The following is a 25805-nucleotide window of genomic DNA, read 5'->3' as shown; positions in this document are numbered from 1 at the left end:
AAATTCAAGTTTATCAAACTGAAAAATTAGAAGTTGGAGGAATTTATGAAAGATATCAAATATGGAGTCTTATGTTTTATTCCATCTGTACTATTGTTGGTGTTTTGTGATTCATTCCCTAATGAAATTGCTACACATTTTAATTTTTTTGGAAATGCAGATATTTATTCAAGTAAATGGTATATTATTTTATTAGTACCTGTCCTTGGGTTTTTAGGACATGTCACATATATGGTTATATTAGAAAAGAGACCTAATCGGATTGGAAGAAATGGTATTAAAAAATACTCTTTTCTATACTTTCCTATGTTAACATGTTTTGCAATAATCTTCATGTTATGGAATAGCTAAATCCCAGTTTATTTGTTTAATAAAAAATTTGTTTAAATAAATAAGGTAGCAAAGCCATCTGTGATATATATAGGTAAAGTTCGATATTTTATTGATTATAGCTATAATGCATAATCAAAATTTATACATGCGTTTAGTTGGATAACTCTATCTATGCGACGTTTGAAAATGACACACAGTCCATGTAGAGACGGTGGTTTCGATACATCGACGAAGTACGTAAAAATCCTTTGTTTTAAGCACTTTTCGGAGCATTTCGTATTCACGGATAAGGGTGTAAATTATAAAAATAAAGAGCTTAAAAAGTATATAGAGGTCTCAGTAGTAGCTGGTATAGAGTGTGTAGATACAATATAACGTGATTTATTTATTCTCTTTTGATTCAGATAAATCACTTATTATTCTCTATCTCACATACATAAGATAACGTATTCAGTCTTTGTATTGAATAAGAAAATGAATGTATCATGGAAGATGGAGTTAATCGTACAGAGCAAGTAAATAAAACAAAGGTGGCACGTAATTTTTGCCGGCTTCTTTAAGGAAGAGGATAAGGGAGGTGAAATCTTACTAACTTCATGTTTCGTATTGGACATGCTCATAATATAACCCTTAACAGGCTACAATGGGCGACGGTGTTTACAAATTGCATGAAACTACCGCATTTTGTGTGGAACGGGATATCTGCACAGTAATGGAAGTAACGGTGGATCGTGGTGATATAAATTATTTACATGATTTTCGGTAACACCATCCGGTAGGATAAAGGAAAGCCTACGAATTATCATAGTAACCGCAGATTTTTTAACAGCCATCAATAAATATTATTATAGGAATCGTAAAATGCCACGGATGGTCGCTCGAGACAGTATTGATTGAAAACATATATTGAAAAAGATGTGAGACAGCTAGTGAATAATGAGTTAAAATTCATGAAGTATCTTACAGCTTTAGCTGCAAGATGCGGCGAATTGCTTAATTTCCATGCTATTGCAAATGAAGTTGAAATCAGTATCGATACAGTGAAACAATGGTTTTAATATTATAGATATCAGGTATCATTTTTTTGCTGGAGCCTTATTCTAATAATATATTGAAGAAGGTGGTGAAAACACCTAAGGTATATTTACACGATTCTGGTTTGATATGTTATTTGAAAAGGTGGACAACACCTGAAGTATTGAAAAATGGCGCAAAAGCCAGAAATGTATTTGAGAACTTTGTTGTTTCTGAAGTTATGATAACGCATTTGAATTCCGGTAAAGCATATCATCTATATATTATTATAGAGATAAGGACAAAATAGTAATTGATCTCATCATTGAAAAAGATGGCATTCTGTATCCGATTGAAATAAAGATGAGTGCAAATCCAATGAAGGGAATGGCTAAAAATTTCTCGGTACTTCATAATATTCCGGATAAAGAAATAGGTATCGGTTGTATTCTTTGCCAATATGGTAGAAAGCTTTATCTTAGTGAAAATCTAGTCTCTCTTCAAATTACGTATATCTGATTCAATCCTTCTGGTAATCTGTCAAGAGGAAAATTGAAATAAAACAGAGGAAATCGTAAGGAGATGATACAAAAAGATGCACTAAAAAGAGGTTCATAAAGAAATCGTTTTCAAAGACTATTCAACTATATAAAGTTTCACCTGTGGCACTCAATATAGTACATGCGCAGGATCATTTGATGAATGCAATTCTAATGAAGGATATGGCAAATTCGATTATAAAGCTGAATCAGAAAGTAGCATCCATGAAATAAGCAATACTGCTACAGGAAAATAAGATGAGGAGGCCGGCTTAGAAACTTTCTACCGGTACTTTTCATCTTTTTCTCATAAAACGAAATGAATTACCGAATGATACTATGGTAATCATTCGGTATGATTTCTATGCAGATTTCCTATTCAATTTTTCAATTATTTTACGCACAATGGTTGCACCGGGATATTCTTTTGTATATAATAAGGGGCAATATAATAGAATAATACGAAGGAGGTTTCTTATGAATGATATAAAACATGTCGTCTGGGATTGGAACGGTACGCTGCTGGATGATATTGATGTCAGTATGGAAGCGTTGAATACCATTCTGAAAAAGGCACAGCTGCCTCTGGTTCTGGATAAAGGGGAATACCGGAAATATTTTCAGTTTCCTGTGATAGAATATTATAAAAAAGTCGGCTTTGACTTTGAGAAGACACCGTTTCCTATGCTCGCAAAGGAATATATGCGCTATTATCAGCCCCACAGTATGGCCTGCTCTTTGCATGACGGGGTAACGGACATGCTGTCACAGCTGAAGAAAAAGGGAGTGCATCAGTATCTGCTGAGTGCCAGTGATTTGCATTTCCTGCATGAGCAGCTGGATAATTATGATATTGAACAATATTTTGAGCAGGTACGCGGTCTGGATAATATCCATGCGGCATCCAAGGCAGAGCTGGCAAAGCGCTTTGTACAGGAAAGCGGTCTGAATCCGCGGGAAGTGGTCTTTATCGGTGACAGTGTACACGACAGTGAGGTTGCCCATGGTGCCGGCTGCCGTTGTATTCTGATCGCCAACGGACATGAGGATAAGGGAAAGCTGGAAAAAACAGGCTGCGTGGTTGTCGATACGATACGCCAATGTGAATCCCTGATGGCGTGATCAGAAAGAGAAACTGGAGGTCTCCAGTTCTTTTTTTATCGCACTGCGCTGCTGTTCGCTGATTTGCAGCTTGCCGTGGATGCAGTCCACAAAGCCTTCCTGTGACAAGGTGAGAATAATGCGGTTGCAGGTACGCACACTACAGCCGATGGAAGCTGCAATCCGTTCCCGGGTCGCAGGAATCCTTCCACCACTCTGTCCATTGGAACGCAGCAAAAACAGAAGCAGGCGTGTGCGATTATCCATAAACAAATACTGCCGCTGAAGCTGCGTCTGCACAGACAGCTCCTTCATCAGCATCTGCGTACGCAGAAACAGGGCGTTTGCATCACTCTTCATCCAGTGCAGATAGGAGGCAGCACTCAGTCTGGCGCAGCATGAGGCTTCCATCGTTTTCAGCGTCACATAGTGTCCCTCCATGCCGGTGAACAGCTCATAATCGCCGACGATATCCACCGGGTGCAGCTCCGTAAAGCTGTAAGGAATATCCACGACCCGCTCTTCGATCGCCTGCAGACGGCCATCCAGCAGCACAAATACCGGATTGCTGGTCTGGTAAGTGGAAATCAGATTTTGATTCTTACGTAGACGGATCAGCTGCATCTGCTGCAGCACCTCTACGGGACAATTGGCAAACAGCTGCTTCAGCAGACTGTGATGGCATTCCTTTGTTTCCTCTAACAAATCCTGCAGGGCAGTCATAAAATTCACCTTCTTTTCAAAAAGTGGACAGATGTCCTTTTTTTATTATCTGCTCCTATAGTATGATACTATTGTAAAAAAAGCAAGCAGGATGTATGGGAATCTGCTTTGCGTAAAACCTATGTAAAGGAGGAAGTATTTATGTCAACACCACATAACGCTGCTGCCAGCGGCGACATCGCCAAGACTGTACTCATGCCGGGGGATCCGCTCCGCGCCAAATTCATTGCAGAAACCTATTTGGAAAATCCGGTACAGTTTAACACGGTCCGCAATATGTTCGGATATACCGGTACCTATAAGGGAAAGAAAATCTCTGTCATGGGAAGCGGTATGGGAATGGCAAGTATTGGAATCTATTCCTATGAGCTGTATAAATTTTATGAGGTAGAAAACATTATTCGAATCGGTAGTGCAGGAGCCTACACGGATACGCTGAAGCTGTTTGATCTGGTACTTGCAGACAGTGCATGGAGTGAATCCACCTTCGCGAAGGCACAGGCGGATGTCGACGGTGATATTCAGACACCGAGTGCTGAGCTGAATGCTGAAATAGAAGCAGCGGCCGCAAGGGTGAACAAACCGCTGACAAAGGCAAGAATTCATTCCAGCGATGTTTTTTATCATGAGGACAACGTGGACGGACACCGGGAATTTTTTGAAAAGCATGGCTGTGTATGTGTTGAAATGGAAAGCTTTGCTCTATTCCACAATGCCAAAATTTTAAACAAGCGCGCTGCCTGCCTGCTGACCATCAGCGATTCTCTGGTTACACATGCAGAGACAACTGCACAAGAGCGTCAGACATCCTTCCATGATATGATGCTGGTTGCACTGGAAACAGCTGTGGCATTATAACATACGACAGGAAAGCACGTTATAAATAAAACACACAAGGAGGTTAACATGAAACCATATAAGAGGATTTTTACAATCGTCATAGATTCTCTCGGTGTCGGTGCGATGCCGAATGCGGCGGAATATGATGATGAGGGCTGTGATACGCTGGGACATATTGATGCAAGCATGCCGAAGTTTCATATTCCGAATCTGGCAAAGCTGGGACTGGCAAACCTTCATCTGCTTAAGCATGTGGCACCGGCAGCCGAGCCCCTGGGTTATTATACGAAGCTGCTGGAAGCCAGTGTCGGCAAGGATACGATGACCGGACACTGGGAAATGATGGGACTGCATATCACGACACCGTTTAAAACCTTTACGGAAACCGGCTTTCCACAGGATTTGATCGATGAGCTGGAAAAACGTACAGGGCGTCATATTATCGGAAACAAGTCTGCCAGTGGAACTGAGATTCTGGACGAGCTGGCAGAGCAGGAAATACAAAACGGGGATCTGATCGTCTATACTTCAGCGGATTCTGTTCTGCAGATTTGCGGAAATGAGGAAACGATGGGTGTGGAGACTTTATATCATTATTGTGAAATCGCAAGAGAACTGACCATGCGTCCGGAGTGGATGGTGGGAAGAGTCATTGCGCGTCCGTATACCGGAAGTAAAAAAGGGGAATTCAAACGCACCAGCAACCGTCACGACTATGCATTGAAGCCGTATGGGAAAACAGCGCTGGATGCGCTGAAGGAAGCCGGACTGGATGTAATCAGCATTGGAAAAATCAAGGATATTTTTGATGGTGAAGGCATTACACAGGCTCATAAATCCAAGAGCAGCGTGCATGGCATGGAACAGACGATTGAGGTCATGGAGCAGGATTTCCACGGCTTATGCTTCGTCAATCTGGTTGACTTTGATGCATTGTGGGGACATCGCAGAAATCCGGTCGGCTATGGAGAAGAACTGGAGCGCTTTGATGAGCTGCTGGGAGTTGTTCTCAATAAGCTGCAGGAGGATGATTTATTGATCATTACTGCAGATCATGGGAATGACCCAACCTATAAGGGAACGGATCATACCAAGGAAATGGTTCCGTTTCTGGCATACAGCCCGCGTATGGAAGGACACGGACTATTGCCGGTAAGTGATACCTTTGCCATGATCGGAGCCACGATTGCGGATAATTTTGAGGTATCCATGCCGAAGAACACAATAGGAACAAGCTGTCTGAAACAATTGAAATAAGGTACTGACGAAAACACCAAAAGGTATCTGCAGAGAAGGATCGTAGGAATGAAACCGGGAATTCTGCTGCTGATACCTTTTTATTATGTATAAAAGAAACTATCCGTACAATTAAATGGCAGGGCTTTAGCTGCTGCGGACACAAAGACTACGATTTTATTCTTATGAATGCTGTTTTCTGAAAGGGCATGGGTTTTCATAGTCCGCTGTGATAAAATGTATTTAAGAAACATAGGAATCTGAGATGGAGAAGGAGGAATGCAGGGTGGATGAAATTATCATCAAGCCGCATCATTTTATAGATATCATAAAGCTGTATGGTGCCGGTATTGAACGATTTATACCGGATGAACCCATGGGACATGATTTCTATAAAGTCGCAAATGAACTTATCGATCATCCGACAATCAATGTAAAATTAACCGTCTATGATGATATATGTAGGCCGTGTAAAAAATATAACGGCAGGTGTGTTGATGCGTTGACATCCATTTCCTGATATACAGGCAAGGATGCTTATAATAGAACATTGGATGAAAAGCTTATCAGACTGTATACTTTAACTGCTGAAAAATATACAGCATTGCAGCTTTGTTCGATAATCCTTGAAAAGAAAGCGTTTATATATACTGTCTGGAATGAGGAAGAGCCTGCTTTCACACAAAACGATATGCTTTATTTGTGAAGGGGGCAAATAAATTTTTAGATGGAAAATAGAATTTGCGATAGACATACACGGTGAAATCACGATGCCGGCTCCAATCCCATAAGAGAGGATCCTGAAGGTGGAAATACAGGCTGCCTACATCAGCTGTTTTGCTGCCAGAATTGTTTTACAGCCGCATGCAGACGGGTTGGATCATTGATAATTTGAAACGGCCGCATGTGTTCTGGTAACAGCCGCTGATAAAACGGTGTGGTGAAGCGCTCGTCAATGAGTAACACGATACCGATATCACTGTGCGAGCGAATAACACGGCCGGCAGCCTGCAGTACCTTATTCATCCCCGGTACCTGATATGCGTAGGCATACCCCGTTTCGTTAACCTCGTCAAAGTGCTCACGCAGCAGCTCCTGCTGTGGATTGACCTGCGGAAGTCCTACACCGACAATGATCGTACCGATCAGCTTTTCCCCCTTCAGGTCTATTCCTTCAGAAAACATGCCGCCTAATACACAGAACAGAACATGCAGTTCTTGTGTGGTATTGAAGTGTTCAAGAAAGTGCTGCTTCTCTTCTTCCTTCATCCCGCTTTCCTGCAGGGATACGTGAATATCAGGGAACTGTTCACAAAAGGTCTGGGCAACCTGCTTCATATAGGCATAGCTTGGCAGAAAAACAATGTAATTTCCTGTTTTGGCCTGCACCGCTGCGTGAATCATAGCGGCAATCGGGTGCAGGGAGCTATCGCGGTTTCGATAGCGGGTGGAAATGGCGTCACACAGGACGATTTTACGCTTTTCTGCCGAGAATGGAGAAGGAAGAAACAGCTTTCTGGTCTTTCTTGTTCCACCCAGCAGATCGAGATAATAATCAATGGGAGAAAGCGTCGCAGAAAAGAAGACAGTGCTTCGTCCCATGGCACAGGTTTCCTTTAATGGATGTGCCGGATTCAGACAGAGCTGCTTCAGTACGATATCACTGCTCTGCTTTTCATAACAGGTGACAAAATCCTCATCATAAAACTCGGAAATCCGGTTGTAGTTTATGCATGAAAAATACAGATCGCGTAATTCTTCATCCCAGGTATCTTCATGCTCACTCTGCAGATAGATATCCATTTGTTCAATCACATCTGCCAGACGCTGCCTGATGGAAGAAATTGGATCCTTTTGGTGAATAAAATTCTGTCCTTCCTCTTCGCACTGCTTTTTTAACCGCAGGAATTCACGGTTGACAGCGCGCAGTGCCGCATGCAGCGGCTTGCGTTGCTTTGGGATATTGCGGGCAGCCGCAAGAAACGCCGACTTATTCAGCTCACAGCTGTACATGCTTCTGGCACGATCCACCAGATTGTGTGCTTCATCCACCAGAAAAATATAGTCTCCCTTTTCCATAAAAAAACGTTTCAGATACACCCGCGGATCAAATACATAGTTATAGTCACAGACAATCACATCCCCATACAGACTTGCATCAAGGCTCAGCTCAAAGGGACAGATCAAATGCTCCTTTGCTTTTTTTTCAACGGCCTCACGATCGATGAACTGTGTTTCCTGCAGCAGCTCATACAAGGCATCCTGACAGCGATCATAATAGCCCTTTGCATAGGGACATACCTCGGGGTCACAGTTGCGCACATCCTGAAAGCAGATTTTATCCTTGGCTGTGATTGCCACGCTTTTAAAGGATACCTCCTGCTTGTAAAGCAGTCGCAGAGTATCATAGGCAACTGTGGCCGTTACATTTTTCGCACACAGATAAAATACCTTTTCCGCCTTACCCTCTCCAATTGCCTTCAAAGACGGAAACAGGGTGGAAATTGTCTTTCCGATACCGGTTGGTGCGGAGGCGAACAGCTTTTCCCGATCCAGAATGGTTTTGTATACGGCGACTGCAAAGTCACGCTGTCCGCTGCGATAATCCGGAAACGGAAACTTCAGCTCCTTCAGTGTTCTGGAAGAGCTGATTTTCAAATCTCTGCTGAGTGCTGCCCACTTCACATAGCGCCGCAGCGTATCCATATAGAATGCCGCCAGCTCCTCCCGTGTTTTCTCCTCGTCAAACTGCTTGATTTCCTCGGTATCAATCTGATAATAGGTCATCTGGATGCGAATGGAGGGAGCAACGTGCTCAGCCAGATACATATGGCCATAGCAATAGGCCTGTGCGAGATGGACCATGACGGGCTCGTTCAATTCGGAAAAGGGAATCGCGGTTGTTTTGATTTCCTCAATCGTCACCTGATCGTCCTCCTTGCGAACACCATCCGCTCTGCCTTCAATTTCAAACAGGATATCATCCAGTTCACTGGACAGCTTCAGAAATACTTCGCTTTCATAGTCTCCCTGTGCAGAGCGCTGCAGCATGCGATGAATACGGCTACCCAGATTTGCCCGTTCGATGGATGGCGCTGTGGATACCAGATCACCGCCGATCCATACCGATTCTACCAGAGCGCGCACGGACATTTTGCATCGATACACACGCATCCCTCCTCCTGTATCACTTCTGTACTGTAATTTTAGTCGTTTTTCTATGATTATGCAATGCAAGTACGGTATAATATACAGGGAAAAGATAACAATTCATGGAAAAATGCTGTCTCCGTGGGGATACTGCATAGGATCTGTTCTGAAAGCCTGCAGCATCTATCAGGGATTTGCTGTGAATTGATATCATGAAAGGTGAGGAATGTGTATGAAAGAATTCATTATCAATGAAAACGATGCGGATCAGCGGGTGGATAAGTTTATACAGAAAACGATGAAGACCATGCCCAAGAGCCTGATGTATAAATATATAAGGAATAAGAAAATCAAGGTGAATCGGAAACGCTGTGAGATTTCCCAGCGACTGCAGGTGGGAGACACCATGCAGTGCTATATCCCCGAGGAGTTTTATGAAGTAGCAACCATGCGCAGCTTTCTACAGGTCCCGAATGCACTGGATGTGGTCTATGAGGATGATGCTGTTCTGCTGATCAACAAGCCCAAGGGACTTCGCGCACACAGTGACACCAGTGAGGTGCAGGATAATCTGGCAGACCGCCTGCTGCATTATCTGTATTGTAAAAAAGAATACGATCCAACCACCGAACAAAGCTTTACCCCTGCCTTGTGCCATCGTATCGACCGAAACACGCAGGGGCTGGTAATTGCGGCTAAAACAGCTGCGGCTCTTCGCTGCATGAGTGAAAAAATCGCACTTCGTCAGGTGGAAAAGAAATATCTGTGTATCGTACAGGGGAAATTGAAAAAAAAGCAGGATCATATCGTGCTGTATCATCGAAAGAATGAGCAAAATACGGCGGAGGTTATCGATCGTGAGCGGGAAGGCTATACCCGCATGGAAACAGGCTATCGTGTATTGCAGGAGGCAGAGCGCTACTCTCTTGTTGAGGTGGAGCTGCACAGCGGTAAAAGTCATCAGATTCGAGCTCTTATGAGCTGGCTGGGACATCCTCTGCTGGGCGATGTAAAATACGGGGCGAGGAAGACAAAAGAGAAGACTTATCAGGCACTCTGTGCGTATCATGTGGCATTTCATTTTCAGGGGGATGCGTGCTGTCTGCAGTATCTCAACGGCAGAGCATTCGAGCTGCAGGATACCGATATTGAGCGGCAGTTTGCGGATATCGCAAGACCGTTTTGAAATGGTATAACGGCATGCCTTTGACTCTTTCAAAGATACGAGCCGGACGTTATCGGATAGATACGGTCCTTTGAAAATCGTAAAATAGACCGGTGTACCCACAGAACCTGTAGCATTCCCCCCATCTTCACTTGCTTCATGTAAAATCGCATGCACAAGACTTATTCTAATAGAACTTCATGCACAGATACTGGCAGGAAACAGTATGCAATAAAATGACTGGCAAAGGATCATGACCTTTATGAAAACTGCGGCCTGTGCTAGAAACGTATGTTATTTCATATATACACTGTCTGGTTGATCATTGAATCGCAGCACTGGAAATAAATACCGGATAGAATTTGAATGAAATCGCTTGCTTTTATGAAAAAGGGGTGTATAATCAGTTAAGTTGAAAATAAAAGGAGAGAGTTTATGGAATCTTATCGTTACCTGCTGGACGTGGCGCTGATTCTGCTCAGTACGAAAGTATTCGGACTGCTGACAAGAAGAATCGAAATGCCGCAGGTCGTTGGGGCGCTGGTTGCAGGACTGCTGCTGGGGCCGGCATGCTTTAATATCGTACAGGAATCGGAATTCCTGGATCATATTGCGGAAATCGGTGTTATCGTACTGATGTTCTCCGCCGGTCTGGAAACAGATATATCCGAGCTGAAGAAAAGCGGCAGAAACAGCTTTGTCATTGCCGTTATCGGTGTACTGGTTCCGCTGATTGCCGGTTATGTGCTGGCATCCTTCTTCAATACGGAGCCTACAGCATTTCTGCAGAACATGTTTATCGGCGTCATTCTGACGGCAACCTCCGTCAGTATCTCAGTGGAAACGCTGAAGGAGATGGGAAAGCTGTCCACACCGAGCGGCAATGCCATCCTTGGGGCGGCTTTGATAGATGATATTTTGGGAATTGTCGCATTGACCATCATTACCGGTATGGCGGATACATCCGTACAGCTAACAGAGGTTATGCTGAAAATCGTTGCCTTCTTCGTGCTGGCTGTTATCGTTGGTATATTTGCACGTAAGGGTATCGAAAAGCTGTTTGACCGTTATCAAAAGGTACACCGCCGCTTTTCTATTCTGAGCTTTGCCTTCTGTCTGCTGTTTGCCTATGTTGCGGAAGCCTTCTTCGGGGTTGCGGATATCACCGGTGCATTTATCGCAGGATTGATTATCAGTGGTACGAGCCGCTGCAATTATGTGCAGATGCGTATTGAAACCCTGTCTTATTTATTGATTTCCCCGGTGTTCTTTGCCAGCATTGGCTTGAAGGTTGTGCTGCCGGAAATGAGTACCAGCATTATGATATTCTCGGTACTGCTTCTGGTTCTGGCAATTCTGACAAAGATCGTTGGCTGCGGTCTGGGGGCGAAGCTGTGCCGGTATGAGAACATACAGAGTCTTCGAATCGGCATCGGCATGGTATCCCGCGGTGAGGTCGCTCTGATTGTCGCCAGCAAGGGGATGAAGGTTGGCTTGATGAATGAGGCATTTTTCGGCCCGATTATCATTATGGTTGTACTGACAACTGTGATAACCCCGATTCTGTTGAAAATTGTTTTCAAGGATCGTGAAAATGACCCGGATGTATATGCATCCTCGGAGCTGATTGAGGACTATGAGAAGATTGAACAGAATGAAAAGCTGGCACAAAAGGTGCTGGAACAGAGCTGATTGCTTCCGAAAGCTGCCAAAGCTGCGAACTATTGGATAATCACCTGATTCCAAATTGCAGGATTGCTTTCCTATATAAATATAGAGGATCACATTCATGGATTCAAATATGCAGATTTTATCCGTACAGATAAGGTCTGTTTTTTTCTTGTATTCTGCGGATATACAGCTTTAAATATTCTATGCGCAAGACATTATAGTCGCCTGTTTTTTTTGCTTATTGCAAAGCTGATATGCGTTAGGGCAGATGAGGTATGTCTTTCTGTATGGAATCACCATATAAAGAATGGTAAGTTTCGAATCGGTTGATGCCTTGTTGAAGAGGGTATGGAAAGGAAGGCCTCTTTGCAGCTGATGTGCAGTTGTGCCTCTTTCATGGTGCAGACCGTCCGCAATATGTGATAGGAGGTATTCCTTTTATGAGCAGCTGAAAAATTTAGAGAATTTATGTTTTGTTTATATTTTCCATAATTGAAATTTTCAATTATGGAATATGGAACAGCATGTACGAAGGCAGCCCTTGAACAGTATTTTAAATCAGAAACAACAACCAACAGCCGTGTACAGAAAAAGGGGTTTCAGTATCGCTTTGTTTACAAAATTTTCATAAGGTAAAAAATACACGAAAAATGGATGGAAAACCGCAATTTTTACAGGGGTTTTGCGGAACCGATTTTATAATAAAAAGGAGTGAAATCTTTGCTTGCACACCAAAATAAAAAGGTGTATACTTCTAGAAGTTTGGTGAACGGCCAAACGAATCGGTGATATAATAAGGATAAAGGAGGTGTCGTTTTTTGGAAGAAATCATTCGTAAAATCGTAGATGCCGACAAGCAGGCAAGAGCGCGTGTTGAGCAGAAACAGCAGGAACGCCACAATATCCAGAATCTGATACAGGACCAGAGTATGGAAATCAGAGAAAAGTATCGAAAGGAAACAGAAGACTGTATAGCGAAGAAGCGCGAACAGATGGATGCGGATTTGCAGAATGCTATGCAGCAGGAAGAAGCAGCCTATGAGGAATCGCTCAATGCTCTCCAGCAGAAATATGAGGAGCATAAGGAGGAGTGGGTTTCACAGATTGTAAAACGAACACTGGCGATGTAGTTATGTGTTCGCCTGTACACGTTGGGAGGTGATGTGTATATGAGTATGGCAGAAGGTGTTATTGTGGCGAAGGCCAGAAGCATGCATGGGGAAGCGCTGAGTGAAGAAATGTATCAGGAGCTGCTGCATAAGAAAAGCGTGGCGGAAATCGCCGGTTACCTGAAGCATGAGACCTCCTATGCCGCTGCCCTGAAGGATGTGCGTGAGAACAATATTCACCGAGGTCAGCTGGAAAGTATCCTGCGACAGGAAATTTTCAAGAAAACCATGAAATTATACCGTTATGCGGATGCGGCCATGAAGCCGTATTACCGGCTGCATATGCAGCAGATTGAAATCGATTTGATTCTGTCCCGTATCCGGGTACTGATTTCCCGGGAGTATGAAGCTGCCATTGCGGAATTTCCTATCTTTCTAAAGTCGTACACCAGCTTTGATCTGCTGCGGCTGGGGAATGTTCATAGCTATGATGAGCTGCTGGATGTTTTAAAGCATACGATGTATTATGCGGTACTGCTTCCTTACCGTGTGAAAAAGGGTGAGGAAAATGATATTGACTATACAAAGATTGAAACACAGCTGCAGATGCAGCATTACACCCATACCTTTCAGGTGATTGACAAAACGCTGAAGGGAAAAAGCAGAAAAGCAGTCAAGCAGTATTTCGCAACCCAGATTGAGCTTAGCAACATTGAAAAGATTTACCGCTACAAAAAATACTTCAATGCCCGTGAGGATGTCATTCGTGAATCGCTGGTACCGGTGCATGAGCATCTGTCCGCCGCATTTGTGGAAGAGCTGATTGCACAGCCGAATGCGCGTGCATTTATCAAGCTGCTGCAAAGCAGCACGTATCGTCTGGGAATTGAGGATATGGAGAAGGATTATGTATATATCGAACACTATACCGATTCCTTTCTGTATGCATTGGCAAAGAAGAATATCTATTATTCTCTCGATGCCCCCCTGGTATATTCCAGCTATCTGTATACCGCAGAGCGTGAGCTGGAAAATATCATCAATATTATTGAAGGTGTGCGTTATCATGTATCCATTGAGGATATGGAGCGCATGCTGATCTACTAGAAAGGAGAATGTTCATGGCAATTTCAAAAATGAAACTGGTCAACATCCTTGCGGATAATGAATATCTCAACGATGTACTTTTGAAATTCGTGGAACTGGATTACTTTCATCCGGAACCGGCCAGTAAGTTTGTGGACAGTGTACACGGACTTACCACGCTGAGTGATGAAAACCCGATAACCGATGTACTGACGCATTTCAATGAGGTGCTGCAGGACATGGATATGACGCTTCCGGTGAAGGACGTAAAAAACGGTGCGTATGATCTGGAAGGCATCCGCAAGTATATTGATTCCATCCACGAGCGCTTTGAAAACGGGGCTGCAATACGCCGCGAGCTGGAGACTGTTATCCAGGAAAACCGCGATGCGCTGACGCAGGTCCGCAATATAGAAAGCATTGATTTGAATCTGGATGATCTGTTTGAATGCAAGTATATCAAGATTCGTTTCGGAAGACTGCCGATCGACAGTGTCGAAAAGCTGCAGTATTACCGCAACCGCCCGTTTGTATTCAAGTCATTCAGTACGGATGATACGTATAGCTGGTGTGTATATTTCACAACCGCGAAATACGAGGGAGATGTGGACAATATTTTCTCCTCTCTGTACTTTGAACGTATCCGTATTCCGGAATTCGTCCATGGAAATCCGATTCAGGCCAAAGAGAATCTGCAGGAGGAAATCGACAACGATCTCAAGCAGTTGCAGCATGTCAATGAAGTCATTGAAGCTCTGAAGGCGGAATGCATTGACAATTTCGCTGACATCAAGGCGGAACTGGAGTTTATAAACCATACCTTTGAAGCCAGAAAATATGTACTGGGTCTCGGTGAAAGATTTTCCATTACAGGTTTTGTGGTTGAAGAAGATGTGCCAAAATTGAAGGAATCATTCTCGAATTTGAAGGAGGTGGAAATCGAAGTCAGGCCTGCCCATAGCGACAAGCGACTTTCGCCTCCGACCAAATTAAAGAATGGGTGGTTTGCCAGGCCCTTCTCGATGTTTGTAGAAATGTATGGCACTCCCGAATATGAAGGAATCGATCCAACGCCCTTTGTAGCGTTTACGTATTCACTTCTGTTCGGTATTATGTTTGGAGACCTGGGACAGGGATTTGTTCTGATCCTGGTCGGATATCTGTTTTATAAATGGAAAGGGATGCGGCTTGGGGAAATCGGTATGCGTATCGGTATCTTCTCCAGTATCTTCGGTATTGTATACGGTTCTGTATTCGGTAACGAGGAGCTGCTGAATCCTTTGTATAAGACCGTATTTGGTCTATCTGAGAAGCCGGTTGAGGTTATGACCAGCAATTTCATTCCCGTACTGCTTGTCATGGCAGTGGGGCTGGGAGCTGTTTTAATCGTAATCAGTATCGGCATCAATCTGTATCTGCAGATCAAAAACAAAAACTACGGCGAGCTGTTCTTTTCACAGAACGGGATTGCCGGACTTGTCTTCTATATTTCCCTGGTTGGAGGAGGCGCTTATCAGCTGTTGAGCGGAGTCAGCGTCATCACCAATCCGGTATTTGCCATTGTCTTTCTGCTTGTACCGCTGGTACTGATTTTCCTGAAGGAGGCACTGGAAAGAAAAATGGAGAAAAAGGAGATGTTTCCGGATGGCTTTGGAGGCTTCTTTGTGGAAAGCTTCTTCGAGCTGTTTGAAATCTGTCTGTCCTTTATCACCAATACCATCTCCTACCTGCGTGTCGGCGGCTTCGTCCTGTCACATGCCGGTATGATGATGGCTGTTATGCTGATTATGGACATGGCCGGAGGTGCCGGATGGATCGTGATGATTCTCGGTAATATCTTCGTCATGTGTCTGGAGGGTATGATCGTCGGAATCCAGGTGCTTCGTCTGGAATTCTATGAAATGTTTTCCCGTTATTTCACGGGGAACGGTATTATGTTTAAATCACTGAATGATTAAAAGGAGGAACTATCATGTTAAACATGTTTGAACTTTTATTACCGCTTATTCTGATCGCGCTGATTTCTTTACCGCTGGTGAATGTATTCCGTGGAAAGAAGAGTGTATCCGTAGCAAAACGCCGTATGATTACGCACGTCTGCTTCTTCTTTGCAATCGTATTGGGAACAGTGTTCTTCAGTGCTACGAAGGCTTATGCTGCAGGTGCTGATGATGTCACAATGAAAATGGCCGGCTCCATCGGTCAGGGTCTGGGCTTTATCGCCGCTGCACTTGCGACCGGACTTTCCGCACTTGGTGCAGGTATCGCCGTTGCTGCCGCTGCACCTGCCGCAATCGGAGCATTCTCTGAAAATGAGAAGAACTTCGGTAAATCCATGATCTTCGTTGCCCTGGGTGAAGGTGTTGCTATCTACGGTCTTCTAATCTCTATCTTCATTATCTTCATGAAGCTGTAATACGGGTGGTGATCATTCGTGAAATTCTACCTGCTCAGTGATAACATCGATACCCAGATGGGGATGCGTCTGGCAGGGATCGAAGGGGTGGTTGTCCATGAGCGTCATGAGGTTCTGGAGGAGCTGGAGCGTGTGATGCATATGGAGGATATAGCTATCGTTTTAATGACGACAAAGCTGATCGAAACCTGCCCCGAGGTTATTTCTGAATTAAAACTGAAACAAAAGAAACCGCTGATTGTCGAGATTCCCGACCGTCATGGCTCCGCAAAGATCGGAGAGACCATTGACCGCTATGTATCCGAGGCAATCGGTGTGAAACTATGAGGTGTTTGCTATGCTAGATGACAAAATTAAATTGGAGCAGTACTTTGAGGAAGAGATAAAACGAGTTAGCGACATCGAGATTGCCGGTATTGAACAGGAAATAGATGAAATCCGAAAAAAATCCATGGAGGGCCTGGAGCTGGAAGCACAACGTGAGGCTGGACTTACCAGAGAACAGGAGCTGAAGGAAATGGCCAGCGAGCATGCCATTCGGCTAAGCAAGGCACATGAGGAAACGAATCGCAGACTTATGAAAAAACGCCGTGAGCTTACCGATGCGGTATTCAGGGCCGCAAAACAGCAGCTGAAGGAATTTGCCATCCGTAAGGATTATGTAGAGCTTTTAAAGAAAAAAGCTTCTGATCTGGCACAGCTGGGTTATGAACAGGTTGTGTTTTATGTCGCAGACAGAGATCAGGCTGTTTTGAAGGATATCTGTGAGGCGTATGGAAAGCCCTGTGAGGGGAAATGCGATGCAGATATTCTGCTTGGAGGATTTCGCATGGAATGTGAGGAAAAAGGAATCGTTGTAGATGAAACCTTTGACACCGGCATCGATGAACAGAAAGACTGGTTCTATACGAACTCCGGATTGTTTATAAAATAAATTGCATACGAAACCGTATGATTGAGGTGATAATGTGAGTGAAAATGTTATATATTCCATCAACGGTCCAGTCGTAAAGGTCCAAAATGCAGTCGACTTCTCCATGCTGGAGAAAGTATATGTCGGTCATAAACGTCTGATGGGAGAGGTGATTTCCATCAGCAAAGAGGCAACGACGATTCAGGTGTATGAATCCACAACAGGATTAAAGCCGGGAGAACCAGTCGAGCCTACGGGCAGTCCGATTTCTGTAACATTGGGGCCTGGTATCCTGCGTAATATCTTTGACGGCATTGAACGTCCGTTGAAGGAAATCGCAAAGGAATCCGGAGCCTTTATTGCGACCGGAAGCGATGTGGCACCGCTGGATGAAGAGGTCTTATGGGATGTAACGGTAAAGGTTTCTGTAGGGGATGAGGTTGTTCCCGGGCAGATTTTTGCGACGCTTCCGGAAACGGATCTGATCGAGCATCGCTGCATGATTCCGCCAACCCTGTATGGAACGGTTGTGGAAGCGGCAGAGAACGGAACATACAGCATCAATCAATGCATCCTGAAGGTGAAGGATGAAAAGGATAAGCTTCATGAGCTGACACTGGTACAGAAATGGCCGATCAAAACGGCACGTCCTGTAGCGGAACGATTACCGATCAGTGTGCCTTTGATTACCGGACAGCGTATTTTTGATACCCTGTTCCCGATTGCCAAGGGTGGTACGGCAGCGATTCCGGGCGGCTTTGGTACCGGAAAGACCATGACGCAGCATCAGCTGGCGAAGTGGTGTGATGCCGATATCATTGTCTATGTCGGCTGCGGTGAGCGTGGAAACGAGATGACGCAGGTTCTGGAGGAATTCTCCGAGCTGATCGACCCGAAATCCAATCGCCCGCTGACGGATCGTACCGTACTGATCGCCAACACATCCAACATGCCGGTTGCGGCACGTGAGGCGAGTATTTATACCGGTCTGACACTGGCAGAGTATTATCGTGACATGGGTTATCATGTTGCCATCATGGCAGACTCCACATCACGCTGGGCGGAGGCGCTTCGTGAAATCAGTGGACGTCTGGAGGAAATGCCGGCCGAGGAAGGCTTTCCGGCTTATCTGCCAAGTCGTATCTCACAGTTCTATGAGCGTGCCGGCTATATGAAGACACTGAATGATCAGGTGGGATCGGTATCCATCATCGGTGCCGTATCACCGCAGGGGTCTGATTTCTCTGAGCCGGTAACTCAGAACACCAAGCGATTTGTGCGCTGCTTCTGGGCGCTGGACAAACAGTTGGCCTATGCGCGTCATTATTTTGCCATCAACTGGACGGAAAGCTATTCCGAATATGTGACAGACTTAACGAAATGGTACAATAAAAATGTGGATATGCGCTTTCTGCGCAGCCGTCAGGAAATTATGAGTCTGCTGGCAGAGGAAGCGAAGCTGATGGAAATCGTAAAACTGATCGGCAGCGATGTGTTACCGGAGGATCAGAAGCTGGTTATCGAAATCTGCAAGGTCATCCGGGTAGGATATCTGCAGCAGAATGCGTTCCATAAGGATGATACGTATGTACCTTTACAAAAACAAATGAAAATGATGGATGTTATTCTGTATTTATATAAGAAATGCAAGGATCTGGTAGCACAGGGGAAACCGATGAGTCAGGTTGTGGCTTCCGGTATTTTCGACAAGGTTACCAAAATGAAATACGATGTGCCGAATGACCACATCGAGCTGCTGGATGATTACTTCCGACAGATTGATGCGGCTGTCTCACAGGTTGCGTAAGGAGGAAAGTGCATGAGTCTTCAATATGTAGGATTAAGTGAAATTAACGGACCTCTTGTCTTCCTGGATAACGTGGAAAACGCCAGCTATGAAGAGATGGTGGAAATCAAGTGCGGAGATGGAACGACACGTCTGGGAAGAGTGGTTCAGCTGGAGGGCAGGAAAGCTGCCATTCAGGTGTTTGAGGGAACCAATGGAATCTCCCTGAAAAACACAAAAACAAAATTTACAGGAAAGCCGATGGAGCTGGCGTTGTCACGCGAGATGCTGGGGCGAACCTTTAACGGAAGCGGACAGCCCATCGACGGGCTGGGAGAAATCTATGCCGAGAAAAGTGCGGATATCAACGGACAGCCGCTGAATCCGGTTTCCCGTGTATATCCGCGAAACTATATCAATACCGGTATTTCCAGTATTGATGCCTTAACGACGCTGATTCGCGGGCAGAAGCTGCCGATCTTCTCCGGATCCGGTATGCCGCACAATGAGCTGGCTGTTCAGCTTGTTAAGCAGGCGAAGATATCGGAAGGGGATGGTAAGAACTTCTGTATCGTTTTTGCAGCCATGGGTGTGAAAAATGACGTTGCGGATTATTTCAAACGCTCCTTTGAGGAAGCAGGGGTTATGGAAAAGGTTGTTATGTTCATCAATCTTTCCAATGACCCGATCATTGAGCGTACGCTGACACCGCGTTGTGCCTTAACCGCTGCAGAGTATCTGGCGTATGAGCAGGATATGCATGTACTGGTTATTCTGACAGATATCACCTCCTATTGCGAGGCGCTTCGTGAATTCTCCAGCAGTAAGGGGGAGATTCCGGGACGTAAAGGATATCCGGGATATCTGTACTCTGATTTGGCTTCGCTGTATGAAAGAGCAGGGATTGTCAAGGGTGCCGGAGGGTCTGTAACACAGATTCCGATTCTGACCATGCCCAATGATGATATTACCCATCCGATTCCTGACCTTACCGGTTATATTACCGAAGGGCAGATTGTACTGGATCGTAATCTGAACCAGATGGGTGTTTATCCGCCGGTTGGTGTTCTGCCTTCTTTGTCACGTCTGATGAAGGATGGCATCGGTGAAGGCTTTACAAGAAAGGATCATTCAGATGTTTCCAACCAGCTGTTCGCAGCCTATGCGAAGGTGCAGGATGCCAGAAGTCTGGCTTCTGTTATCGGTGAGGATGAGCTGAGTGATGTCGACAAGCAGTATATGTCCTTTGGTACGTTATTTGAGGAGCATTTCCTGAATCAGGGATTTGATGATAACCGCAGTATTGAAGAAACGCTGGATCTGGGCTGGGATCTGCTCAGTGTCCTGCCGCGTGCAGAGCTTGACCGTGTAGACAACGAGGTTCTTGAAGTGTACTACGATCATGAACGTGCGGTGAAACGCTTTGGCCTGAAGAGTGGGCCTATCATCAAGGAACTGGCATCTCAGGGTAACTGATTATGGCCAATAAACAGGTGTTTCCTACCAAAGGAAATCTGATTGCGACAAAGAAATCAAATGATCTGGCTCATATGGGCTATGAGCTGATGGATCGGAAACGGAATATCCTGACGCGTGAAATGATGTCGCTTATGGATGATGTAAAGCTGCTGCGTGATAAGATTACAATTACGTATCAGAAGGCGTACTATGCCCTGCAGCAGGCGAATATGTCTCTGGGAGTCATCAGTGATCTGGTAGAGGCAGTGCCGGTGGATACCGGTATTCATATCAGTTATCGAAGCGTCATGGGTGTGGAGATTCCAAAGATTCAATATGATAAGCAGGAGTATAAGCTGACATACGGCTTGGATCATGCGAATTCCAAGCTGGATTATGCTTACCGCTGTTTCTATAAGGTTAAGGAAATGACAGTGATTCTGGCAGAGGTGGAGAACAGTGTCTATCGGCTTGCGAATGCAATCCGCAAGGCGCAGAAGCGTGCCAATGCTCTGAAGAACATCGTAATTCCGGATTTTGAACATAATATCAAGTTCATAACGGATGCACTTGAGGAAAAGGAGCGGGAGGAGTTTTCCCGTCAGAAGGTCATCAAGGCAACCAAGGATCGAAGAAAAGCTGAAGAGTCCGCAACTCAATGTCATCAACTTAAGGTATCTTGACAAAAAAAGAGTATTCAGTATAGAGAACAATCAATATGTTCCTATAGAGGATACTTTTTTTTGAAAAATAAGTGCGCAAAAAAACACGAATTTGGCACTATCATACTATTTCACACTACATCAATAAGAATAACGATAAGTCATTCTATGTTTATTCAATCGCTTTTTCTGTCTGCTATATATGCTATTTCTGTCTTGGCGTATTGGACAGAGATGACGCATCATCTCTTTATCCATTTTTACTGATGCTTTTTTGGCTAGCTTTGGATGATCATAATACACAAATATCTTCAGTAGATAGTGTTTCAATTTTCCACTAGCATAATTTCTATTAAATGCCATCTCATATTTATATCTTTCCTGTTGTATGGTACTTAAGTTTTCTTTTGAACATACGATATCAGATACAGCATTGTATACTAATGCACATGCGTATATATCCTGCTTTATCAATTGTTCCCGATAACCTGAGAATTCTTCCATCTTTAATTGTGACTTCATGGAGCGATAGCAGGTTTCTATGTCCCAGCGCAGATGATACAGTTCCTTCATACTTTCTGTATCAAAATCAGTTTCAGAAAGATTTGTCAATAATATCTCTGTAGCTGTTCTTCCGTCATTGAGTACGATTTGGAATTTCACAAAACGTAAATGGTAGGTAGTATTCATAAGTTTTATCCGAAATGATCTATCCTCACGGAAGTGATTACTCCGCAATCTATCATATATGACATCAATCCATTTATCATCTTCATCATCACGAAGTTCTTCACATTCCCTTTTAAAATCATTTGCTTTTAATCGAAAGACAAAATATTGACCGCTTTCTAACATCTGATCGATCAGCTTAATAGAAGGATATCCTCTGTCAAATATACAAACCATTTTTGATCCTTGAGGTAAGATATCTCGTGCATAACCCAAATGATCTTCTGCGCTTGATTTCTCACTGTATTTATACGAATTTATAGATATATCTATAATACATTTATTAATGACATCAAAAATACTGGAAGCAGAACCCATCACAGGATCATTATCACCATCGTGCAATTTTGTTTTCCAAACCTCTTTATTATCTCTCCATTTAGGTATCAAAAAATCGCTTCCAGCAATCGCCATAATATAATAATCATTTAATTTTAATAATTTCTTTTCTGCATATACATCTCTGTTGATATCATGGAGAATTGTACGAAGGGCATCAGGGTTAAATTTCATCCGCGCATTAAAATAACCTGTTTGAGATATTTCTATATTTTCATCAACTTGTTCAATGAAATCAGAAATTTCATTCTTCTGTGATTTTCCGGTTGTGGCAAGCATCTGCATAAAGATATGAGGCAAAAGGATTTTTCTCTTTCTCGTATAAGCATTTTGATTATTTCCACGGATAATATCAATATATTCAGTATCGAGCAGAAAAGCGGTTCTATGAATCCTGTTTAGATAAGATTTTTCACACGACATCATAAGGACTCCTCCGGATAAACCAATAATGGTTTATTCTTAGCATAAGCAGCTTTAAGATAAGGGATCTGATCAAAAGTGACTTCTCCAAGATAAGCAACAGTCTCCTGAGAAACTTTTGTACCATTTCTAGTAGATTTCACAATACTGGCATAGATTTTGGATCCTTTTTTCCAAGTTCTCACATACATAACAGCACCATCATACACACTACAAATCAATTGAGATATATATTAAATAATGTGTAATCATCCTTTCATTTCACACTACAATTATAGCATAATTAAAGGTGAAATAGATACCCATTTTAGGTAATCATTTCACCTTTTTTCGTTTTCTATACAATAAACCACACATTTGTCAAGATACCTTAAGTTGATGACATTGAGTCCGCAACTTAGCGGCTCTTTTTTTTGATGCTGTGCTATACTAGAGATAGAGATAGAGATAGAGATAGAGATAGAGGTATAAGGAAACGTGTTCATGTAAAGGAGAGGAATATATGGTAAAGGCTACGTATCGGACAATACAGGACTATGTACAGGGATGTGACGAGGAGTATCGCGCCCGCATACAGGACATACTTTCAATATGCAGAGAGCTGGTGCCGGATGCAGAGGAGAAAATCAGCTGGGGATTGCCAACATTTCTGTATCATGGGTATCTGGTGCAGGTGGGGCAGTGCAAGGGCTATATCGGCTTCTATCCGGGGAATGATGCTATTCGTGAATTTCAGGAGGAGCTTGCTTCCTATAAATGTACTAAAACGGCAATTCATCTGCCGCTGCATGAAAAACTGCCGCTTGCTTTGATTCGCAGAATACTGATTTTTTGTAAAGAATATAATGAGACACACGATTAATCCTGCAAAAGAGGAGTGAAAGCAATCGGAGAAAAAGGCACAAGTCCTTTATTTATAAGGCTATTTTGCATCTGTATAAAAAAAACGAAAAAAATTCAAAAAAAGTCTTGCATAAATGGTCTTTCTGTTGTATTATATATGAGCGCTGATGAGAACAGCGTGAAGATAGAAAACGAAAAACGATGCGCCCATAGCTCAACTGGATAGAGCGTTTGACTACGGATCAAAAGGTTGTGGGTTCGATTCCTGCTGGGCGCGCCATTTATTTCGGGATGTAGCACAGCTTGGTAGTGCACTTGATTTGGGATCAAGGGGTCGCAGGTTCAAATCCTGTCATCCCGACCATTGTAAAATTGTAAACACGGCTGGGTAGCTTAGTTGGCTAGAGCATCCGGTTCATACCCGGAAGGTCGCGAGTTCGAGTCTCGCCCCCGCCACCAATTTTGCTAATTGGACCCTTAGCTCAGTTGGTCAGAGCATCCGGCTCATAACCGGTGGGTCGTAGGTTCGAGTCCTACAGGGTCCACCATTATGTTACCGAACATCTGGAGGAATACCCAAGTGGTTGAAGGGTCCGGTCTTGAAAACCGGTAGGTCGGGAAACTGGCGCCTGGGTTCGAATCCCAGTTCCTCCGCCATTTAAATCTTCAACAAAAAAAAGAATAGCTCATTAAACATCGCGGGGTAGAGCAGCCTGGTAGCTCGTCGGGCTCATAACCCGGAGGTCGTTGGTTCAAATCCTTCCCCCGCAACCAAATGGTCCCGTAGCTCAGTCGGTAGAGCAATGGACTGAAAATCCATGTGTCGTTGGTTCGATTCCGACCGGGACCACCATTTAAGAAAACAAGCCTTTAGATAAAGAAAACCCTTTATTTAAAGGCTTTTTTTATGTTTTGCTGCATTGCTTGTTATGACGAAAAACACCAAAATGACGAAAACATGACGAAAAAATCTACTTTTTTATATTCTGATTAGGTGCTATACTGATATTAGAGATAGGAAAGAGGGTGTGTTTCATGGCTGTTGAAAAGAGAAACGGTAAGTGGTATATACGTGGTAAAGTGAAATTGGAGGATGGGAGCTTCAAAGACTATCATCGTGTGGCAAGAGGCTGCAAGCTAAAAAAAGAAGCTATGAAAATTGAGGATAGCTTCCTAGCTAAGTACAATGAGGATCTGGAACAGATGCGGGCTTCCAATATCACATTCAAAGAGCTTACTGAAATGTATTTACGGGAAAAGCAAGGAAGTACGAAATCAAGCACGCTTGCCACTGATAAATACATGTTTGACCAGATGAATGAGCTATATGATAAGAGAATCAACCTGATCAGAAGCAAAACGATAAAAGATTTCATCGAAAGCTACAACACTCCAGAATACAAACTGTCGTATGTTAACAAGATGAGAACGTATCTGAATAAGCTTTTCAGCTTTGCTGTTAAACAGAATCTTATTGAGCGTAACCCTGTTTCTTCTATCCCCAATTTTAAGCGCCCTGACGAGTTGAAAGAAGAAATGCAGTTCTACACTCCTGACGAGTGGAAACGCTTTGTACAGGCATTTCCTAAGGACGACATCATGTATTATACGATCTGCTGCACTCTGTATTATATGGGGATGCGTCGTGGTGAAGTGCTCGCCCTGAATAGAAAAGACGATGTGGATATCGTGAAGGGGACGATACGCGTCAATAAGACTGTTTCTCAGTACGTGAGTGGTCAGAGGTATGTAGTAACACCTCCTAAAACCAAAAACTCTTACAGGGTCATAAAAATGCCGGAGGAGGAGCTTCAGATTATGAAGAAATATCTTGAATGGTATGATTCATGCCCTGGAGCGTCTGCGGATGGCTTTCTGTTTGGTATGGATCAGCCGATTATTCCGAAGCTGCTTAATAAAAGATTTCACAGAGTGGCTGATGCTGCAGGGCTGCCGCAGATTCGTATTCATGACCTTAGACACTCCCATGCCACGCTTTTGATTAACCACGGGGCAAATATCAAGGCCATTGCAGATCGCCTCGGAAACACAGTAGAAGAGGTGCTGAAAACCTATTCTCACCTGTTCAATGAAACAGAAGATGCTATGATTCAAATCATCAATAATGTATTCAAAAAATAGGGGGCTGTGACGAGTAAGAGAAATTAGTGTTTCTCTGAAAATCACAGCCTTTTTTATTATGATTTTTGTATTTTGGGTACACTGAAAACAACTTTTTGAGTGAATCTGGTTTTAGGCCCTTTTTTCG

Annotated in this window: 25 protein-coding genes and 7 tRNA genes; 28 read left to right on the top strand and 4 right to left on the bottom strand. The window is 43.7% G+C overall.

Annotated features, from left to right (window positions below):
* Nucleotides 1-45: 45 nt before the first annotated feature.
* The 5 genes from KSZ58_RS17995 (at nucleotide 46) to KSZ58_RS17980 (ending at nucleotide 3008) form a co-directional block, all read left to right on the top strand.
* Complete coding sequence (locus tag KSZ58_RS17995) at nucleotides 46-351, top strand: DUF1648 domain-containing protein (RefSeq protein ID WP_009270757.1); 306 nt, start codon at nucleotides 46-48, stop codon at nucleotides 349-351.
* 932 nt (nucleotides 352-1283) lie between these two features.
* Complete coding sequence (locus KSZ58_RS23530; RefSeq protein WP_374102572.1) at nucleotides 1284-1391, top strand: hypothetical protein; 108 nt, start codon at nucleotides 1284-1286, stop codon at nucleotides 1389-1391.
* 62 nt (nucleotides 1392-1453) lie between these two features.
* A complete protein-coding gene (locus KSZ58_RS23525) occupies nucleotides 1454-1657 on the top strand; it encodes a DUF4143 domain-containing protein (protein WP_374102574.1) in 204 nt (67 codons plus the stop codon).
* 352 nt (nucleotides 1658-2009) lie between these two features.
* Complete coding sequence (locus tag KSZ58_RS17985) at nucleotides 2010-2120, top strand: PTS lactose/cellobiose transporter subunit IIA (RefSeq protein ID WP_207636088.1); 111 nt, start codon at nucleotides 2010-2012, stop codon at nucleotides 2118-2120.
* A 243-nt stretch (nucleotides 2121-2363) separates the two neighbouring features.
* A complete protein-coding gene (locus KSZ58_RS17980; protein WP_008817727.1) occupies nucleotides 2364-3008 on the top strand; it encodes an HAD family hydrolase in 645 nt (214 codons plus the stop codon).
* On the opposite strand, the gene KSZ58_RS17975 is transcribed toward KSZ58_RS17980, so the two are convergent.
* Nucleotides 3009-3710 (bottom strand): Crp/Fnr family transcriptional regulator, encoded by a 702-nt coding sequence (locus KSZ58_RS17975; RefSeq protein WP_008817726.1) that lies wholly within the window; start codon nucleotides 3708-3710, stop codon nucleotides 3009-3011.
* A gap of 141 nt (nucleotides 3711-3851) precedes the next feature.
* Between KSZ58_RS17975 and deoD the strand changes: the two genes are divergently transcribed.
* From deoD to KSZ58_RS17960, 3 genes are all read left to right on the top strand, one after another.
* Entirely contained in the window at nucleotides 3852-4568 is a 717-nt protein-coding gene (deoD, locus tag KSZ58_RS17970) for a purine-nucleoside phosphorylase (protein ID WP_002609936.1), read from the top strand.
* Nucleotides 4569-4616: 48 nt separating this feature from the next.
* On the top strand, nucleotides 4617-5807 hold the full coding sequence (locus tag KSZ58_RS17965; protein ID WP_009270755.1) for a phosphopentomutase: 1191 nt from the start codon (nucleotides 4617-4619) through the stop codon (nucleotides 5805-5807).
* A 265-nt stretch (nucleotides 5808-6072) separates the two neighbouring features.
* The gene (locus KSZ58_RS17960) at nucleotides 6073-6306 is read left to right on the top strand and encodes a hypothetical protein (RefSeq protein WP_224720920.1); all 234 of its coding nucleotides are present in this window, start codon (nucleotides 6073-6075) and stop codon (nucleotides 6304-6306) included.
* Nucleotides 6307-6614: 308 nt separating this feature from the next.
* Here the strand turns inward: KSZ58_RS17960 and KSZ58_RS17955 are convergent, their stop codons facing one another.
* A complete protein-coding gene (locus KSZ58_RS17955) occupies nucleotides 6615-8960 on the bottom strand; it encodes an ATP-dependent DNA helicase (RefSeq protein ID WP_175627780.1) in 2346 nt (781 codons plus the stop codon).
* Nucleotides 8961-9168: 208 nt separating this feature from the next.
* Between KSZ58_RS17955 and KSZ58_RS17950 the strand changes: the two genes are divergently transcribed.
* From KSZ58_RS17950 to KSZ58_RS17900, 11 genes are all read left to right on the top strand, one after another.
* Nucleotides 9169-10122, top strand: coding sequence for an RluA family pseudouridine synthase (locus KSZ58_RS17950; RefSeq protein WP_009270753.1), 954 nt, complete (start codon nucleotides 9169-9171; stop codon nucleotides 10120-10122).
* Nucleotides 10123-10536: 414 nt separating this feature from the next.
* Nucleotides 10537-11793, top strand: a complete 1257-nt coding sequence (locus KSZ58_RS17945) for a cation:proton antiporter (protein WP_008817722.1) — start codon at nucleotides 10537-10539, stop codon at nucleotides 11791-11793.
* 797 nt (nucleotides 11794-12590) lie between these two features.
* Nucleotides 12591-12902 (top strand): hypothetical protein, encoded by a 312-nt coding sequence (locus KSZ58_RS17940; protein WP_008817721.1) that lies wholly within the window; start codon nucleotides 12591-12593, stop codon nucleotides 12900-12902.
* A gap of 39 nt (nucleotides 12903-12941) precedes the next feature.
* The gene (locus tag KSZ58_RS17935; protein WP_008817720.1) at nucleotides 12942-13988 is read left to right on the top strand and encodes a V-type ATPase subunit; all 1047 of its coding nucleotides are present in this window, start codon (nucleotides 12942-12944) and stop codon (nucleotides 13986-13988) included.
* Between the two features lie 14 nt (nucleotides 13989-14002).
* Nucleotides 14003-15925 (top strand): V-type ATP synthase subunit I, encoded by a 1923-nt coding sequence (locus tag KSZ58_RS17930; RefSeq protein WP_008817719.1) that lies wholly within the window; start codon nucleotides 14003-14005, stop codon nucleotides 15923-15925.
* 14 nt (nucleotides 15926-15939) lie between these two features.
* Entirely contained in the window at nucleotides 15940-16383 is a 444-nt protein-coding gene (locus KSZ58_RS17925; protein ID WP_002609959.1) for an ATP synthase subunit C, read from the top strand.
* An 18-nt stretch (nucleotides 16384-16401) separates the two neighbouring features.
* Nucleotides 16402-16710 carry a V-type ATP synthase subunit F gene (locus tag KSZ58_RS17920; protein ID WP_008817718.1) on the top strand — a complete coding sequence of 103 codons (309 nt, stop codon included), beginning with the start codon at nucleotides 16402-16404 and terminating at the stop codon, nucleotides 16708-16710.
* Between the two features lie 10 nt (nucleotides 16711-16720).
* Entirely contained in the window at nucleotides 16721-17317 is a 597-nt protein-coding gene (locus tag KSZ58_RS17915) for a V-type ATP synthase subunit E (RefSeq protein WP_009270752.1), read from the top strand.
* A gap of 34 nt (nucleotides 17318-17351) precedes the next feature.
* Entirely contained in the window at nucleotides 17352-19103 is a 1752-nt protein-coding gene (locus tag KSZ58_RS17910; protein ID WP_008817716.1) for a V-type ATP synthase subunit A, read from the top strand.
* Nucleotides 19104-19115: 12 nt separating this feature from the next.
* Complete coding sequence (locus tag KSZ58_RS17905) at nucleotides 19116-20558, top strand: V-type ATP synthase subunit B (RefSeq protein ID WP_008817715.1); 1443 nt, start codon at nucleotides 19116-19118, stop codon at nucleotides 20556-20558.
* A 2-nt stretch (nucleotides 20559-20560) separates the two neighbouring features.
* Nucleotides 20561-21223, top strand: coding sequence for a V-type ATP synthase subunit D (locus KSZ58_RS17900; RefSeq protein ID WP_008817714.1), 663 nt, complete (start codon nucleotides 20561-20563; stop codon nucleotides 21221-21223).
* Nucleotides 21224-21343: 120 nt separating this feature from the next.
* Here the strand turns inward: KSZ58_RS17900 and KSZ58_RS17895 are convergent, their stop codons facing one another.
* Together KSZ58_RS17895 and KSZ58_RS17890 are read right to left on the bottom strand one after the other, a co-directional pair.
* Complete coding sequence (locus tag KSZ58_RS17895; protein ID WP_009270751.1) at nucleotides 21344-22696, bottom strand: IS4 family transposase; 1353 nt, start codon at nucleotides 22694-22696, stop codon at nucleotides 21344-21346.
* Complete coding sequence (locus KSZ58_RS17890) at nucleotides 22693-22836, bottom strand: 2-C-methyl-D-erythritol 4-phosphate cytidylyltransferase (RefSeq protein WP_198290057.1); 144 nt, start codon at nucleotides 22834-22836, stop codon at nucleotides 22693-22695. Before KSZ58_RS17890 ends, KSZ58_RS17895 begins: the two co-directional genes overlap by 4 nt.
* 359 nt (nucleotides 22837-23195) lie before the next feature.
* Between KSZ58_RS17890 and KSZ58_RS17885 the strand changes: the two genes are divergently transcribed.
* The 9 genes from KSZ58_RS17885 (at nucleotide 23196) to KSZ58_RS17845 (ending at nucleotide 25678) form a co-directional block, all read left to right on the top strand.
* A complete protein-coding gene (locus KSZ58_RS17885) occupies nucleotides 23196-23555 on the top strand; it encodes an iron chaperone (RefSeq protein WP_009270750.1) in 360 nt (119 codons plus the stop codon).
* Between the two features lie 184 nt (nucleotides 23556-23739).
* A tRNA-Arg gene (locus KSZ58_RS17880) sits at nucleotides 23740-23816 on the top strand.
* Nucleotides 23817-23823: 7 nt separating this feature from the next.
* Nucleotides 23824-23900: transfer RNA gene (locus KSZ58_RS17875), tRNA-Pro, on the top strand.
* 18 nt (nucleotides 23901-23918) lie between these two features.
* A tRNA-Met gene (locus KSZ58_RS17870) sits at nucleotides 23919-23995 on the top strand.
* Nucleotides 23996-24007: 12 nt separating this feature from the next.
* A tRNA-Ile gene (locus tag KSZ58_RS17865) sits at nucleotides 24008-24084 on the top strand.
* 18 nt (nucleotides 24085-24102) lie between these two features.
* Nucleotides 24103-24193 (top strand) — tRNA-Ser (locus KSZ58_RS17860).
* Nucleotides 24194-24233: 40 nt separating this feature from the next.
* Nucleotides 24234-24310: transfer RNA gene (locus KSZ58_RS17855), tRNA-Met, on the top strand.
* A gap of 3 nt (nucleotides 24311-24313) precedes the next feature.
* Nucleotides 24314-24389, top strand: a tRNA-Phe gene (locus KSZ58_RS17850).
* A gap of 182 nt (nucleotides 24390-24571) precedes the next feature.
* Complete coding sequence (locus KSZ58_RS17845; protein ID WP_008817711.1) at nucleotides 24572-25678, top strand: site-specific integrase; 1107 nt, start codon at nucleotides 24572-24574, stop codon at nucleotides 25676-25678.
* Nucleotides 25679-25805 lie beyond the last annotated feature (127 nt).

The organism is Erysipelatoclostridium sp. DFI.2.3 (assembly GCF_019132535.1).
Taxonomy (GTDB): domain Bacteria; phylum Bacillota_I; class Bacilli_A; order Erysipelotrichales; family Erysipelotrichaceae; genus Clostridium_AQ; species Clostridium_AQ innocuum.
The sequence above is the reverse complement of the archived record's forward strand: the minus strand, read 5'-3'. Positions and strand labels throughout refer to the sequence as shown.

Bases quoted from the DNA above. Each gene is read 5' to 3' on its own strand.
- KSZ58_RS23530 (WP_374102572.1), top strand. From the start codon at position 1,284: ATGAAGTATCTTACAGCTTTAGCTGCAAGATGCGGCGAATTGCTTAAT.
- KSZ58_RS17895 (WP_009270751.1), bottom strand. From the start codon at position 22,696: ATGATGTCGTGTGAAAAATCTTATCTAAACAGGATTCATAGAACCGCT.
- KSZ58_RS17955 (WP_175627780.1), bottom strand. From the start codon at position 8,960: ATGCGTGTGTATCGATGCAAAATGTCCGTGCGCGCTCTGGTAGAATCG.
- KSZ58_RS17930 (WP_008817719.1), top strand. From the start codon at position 14,003: ATGGCAATTTCAAAAATGAAACTGGTCAACATCCTTGCGGATAATGAA.
- KSZ58_RS17995 (WP_009270757.1), top strand. From the start codon at position 46: ATGAAAGATATCAAATATGGAGTCTTATGTTTTATTCCATCTGTACTA.
- KSZ58_RS17945 (WP_008817722.1), top strand. From the start codon at position 10,537: ATGGAATCTTATCGTTACCTGCTGGACGTGGCGCTGATTCTGCTCAGT.
- KSZ58_RS17925 (WP_002609959.1), top strand. From the start codon at position 15,940: ATGTTAAACATGTTTGAACTTTTATTACCGCTTATTCTGATCGCGCTG.
- KSZ58_RS17950 (WP_009270753.1), top strand. From the start codon at position 9,169: ATGAAAGAATTCATTATCAATGAAAACGATGCGGATCAGCGGGTGGAT.
- KSZ58_RS17885 (WP_009270750.1), top strand. From the start codon at position 23,196: ATGGTAAAGGCTACGTATCGGACAATACAGGACTATGTACAGGGATGT.
- deoD (WP_002609936.1), top strand. From the start codon at position 3,852: ATGTCAACACCACATAACGCTGCTGCCAGCGGCGACATCGCCAAGACT.
- KSZ58_RS17980 (WP_008817727.1), top strand. From the start codon at position 2,364: ATGAATGATATAAAACATGTCGTCTGGGATTGGAACGGTACGCTGCTG.
- KSZ58_RS17845 (WP_008817711.1), top strand. From the start codon at position 24,572: ATGGCTGTTGAAAAGAGAAACGGTAAGTGGTATATACGTGGTAAAGTG.
- KSZ58_RS17935 (WP_008817720.1), top strand. From the start codon at position 12,942: ATGAGTATGGCAGAAGGTGTTATTGTGGCGAAGGCCAGAAGCATGCAT.
- KSZ58_RS17965 (WP_009270755.1), top strand. From the start codon at position 4,617: ATGAAACCATATAAGAGGATTTTTACAATCGTCATAGATTCTCTCGGT.
- KSZ58_RS17975 (WP_008817726.1), bottom strand. From the start codon at position 3,710: ATGACTGCCCTGCAGGATTTGTTAGAGGAAACAAAGGAATGCCATCAC.
- KSZ58_RS17905 (WP_008817715.1), top strand. From the start codon at position 19,116: ATGAGTCTTCAATATGTAGGATTAAGTGAAATTAACGGACCTCTTGTC.
- KSZ58_RS17900 (WP_008817714.1), top strand. From the start codon at position 20,561: ATGGCCAATAAACAGGTGTTTCCTACCAAAGGAAATCTGATTGCGACA.
- KSZ58_RS17915 (WP_009270752.1), top strand. From the start codon at position 16,721: ATGCTAGATGACAAAATTAAATTGGAGCAGTACTTTGAGGAAGAGATA.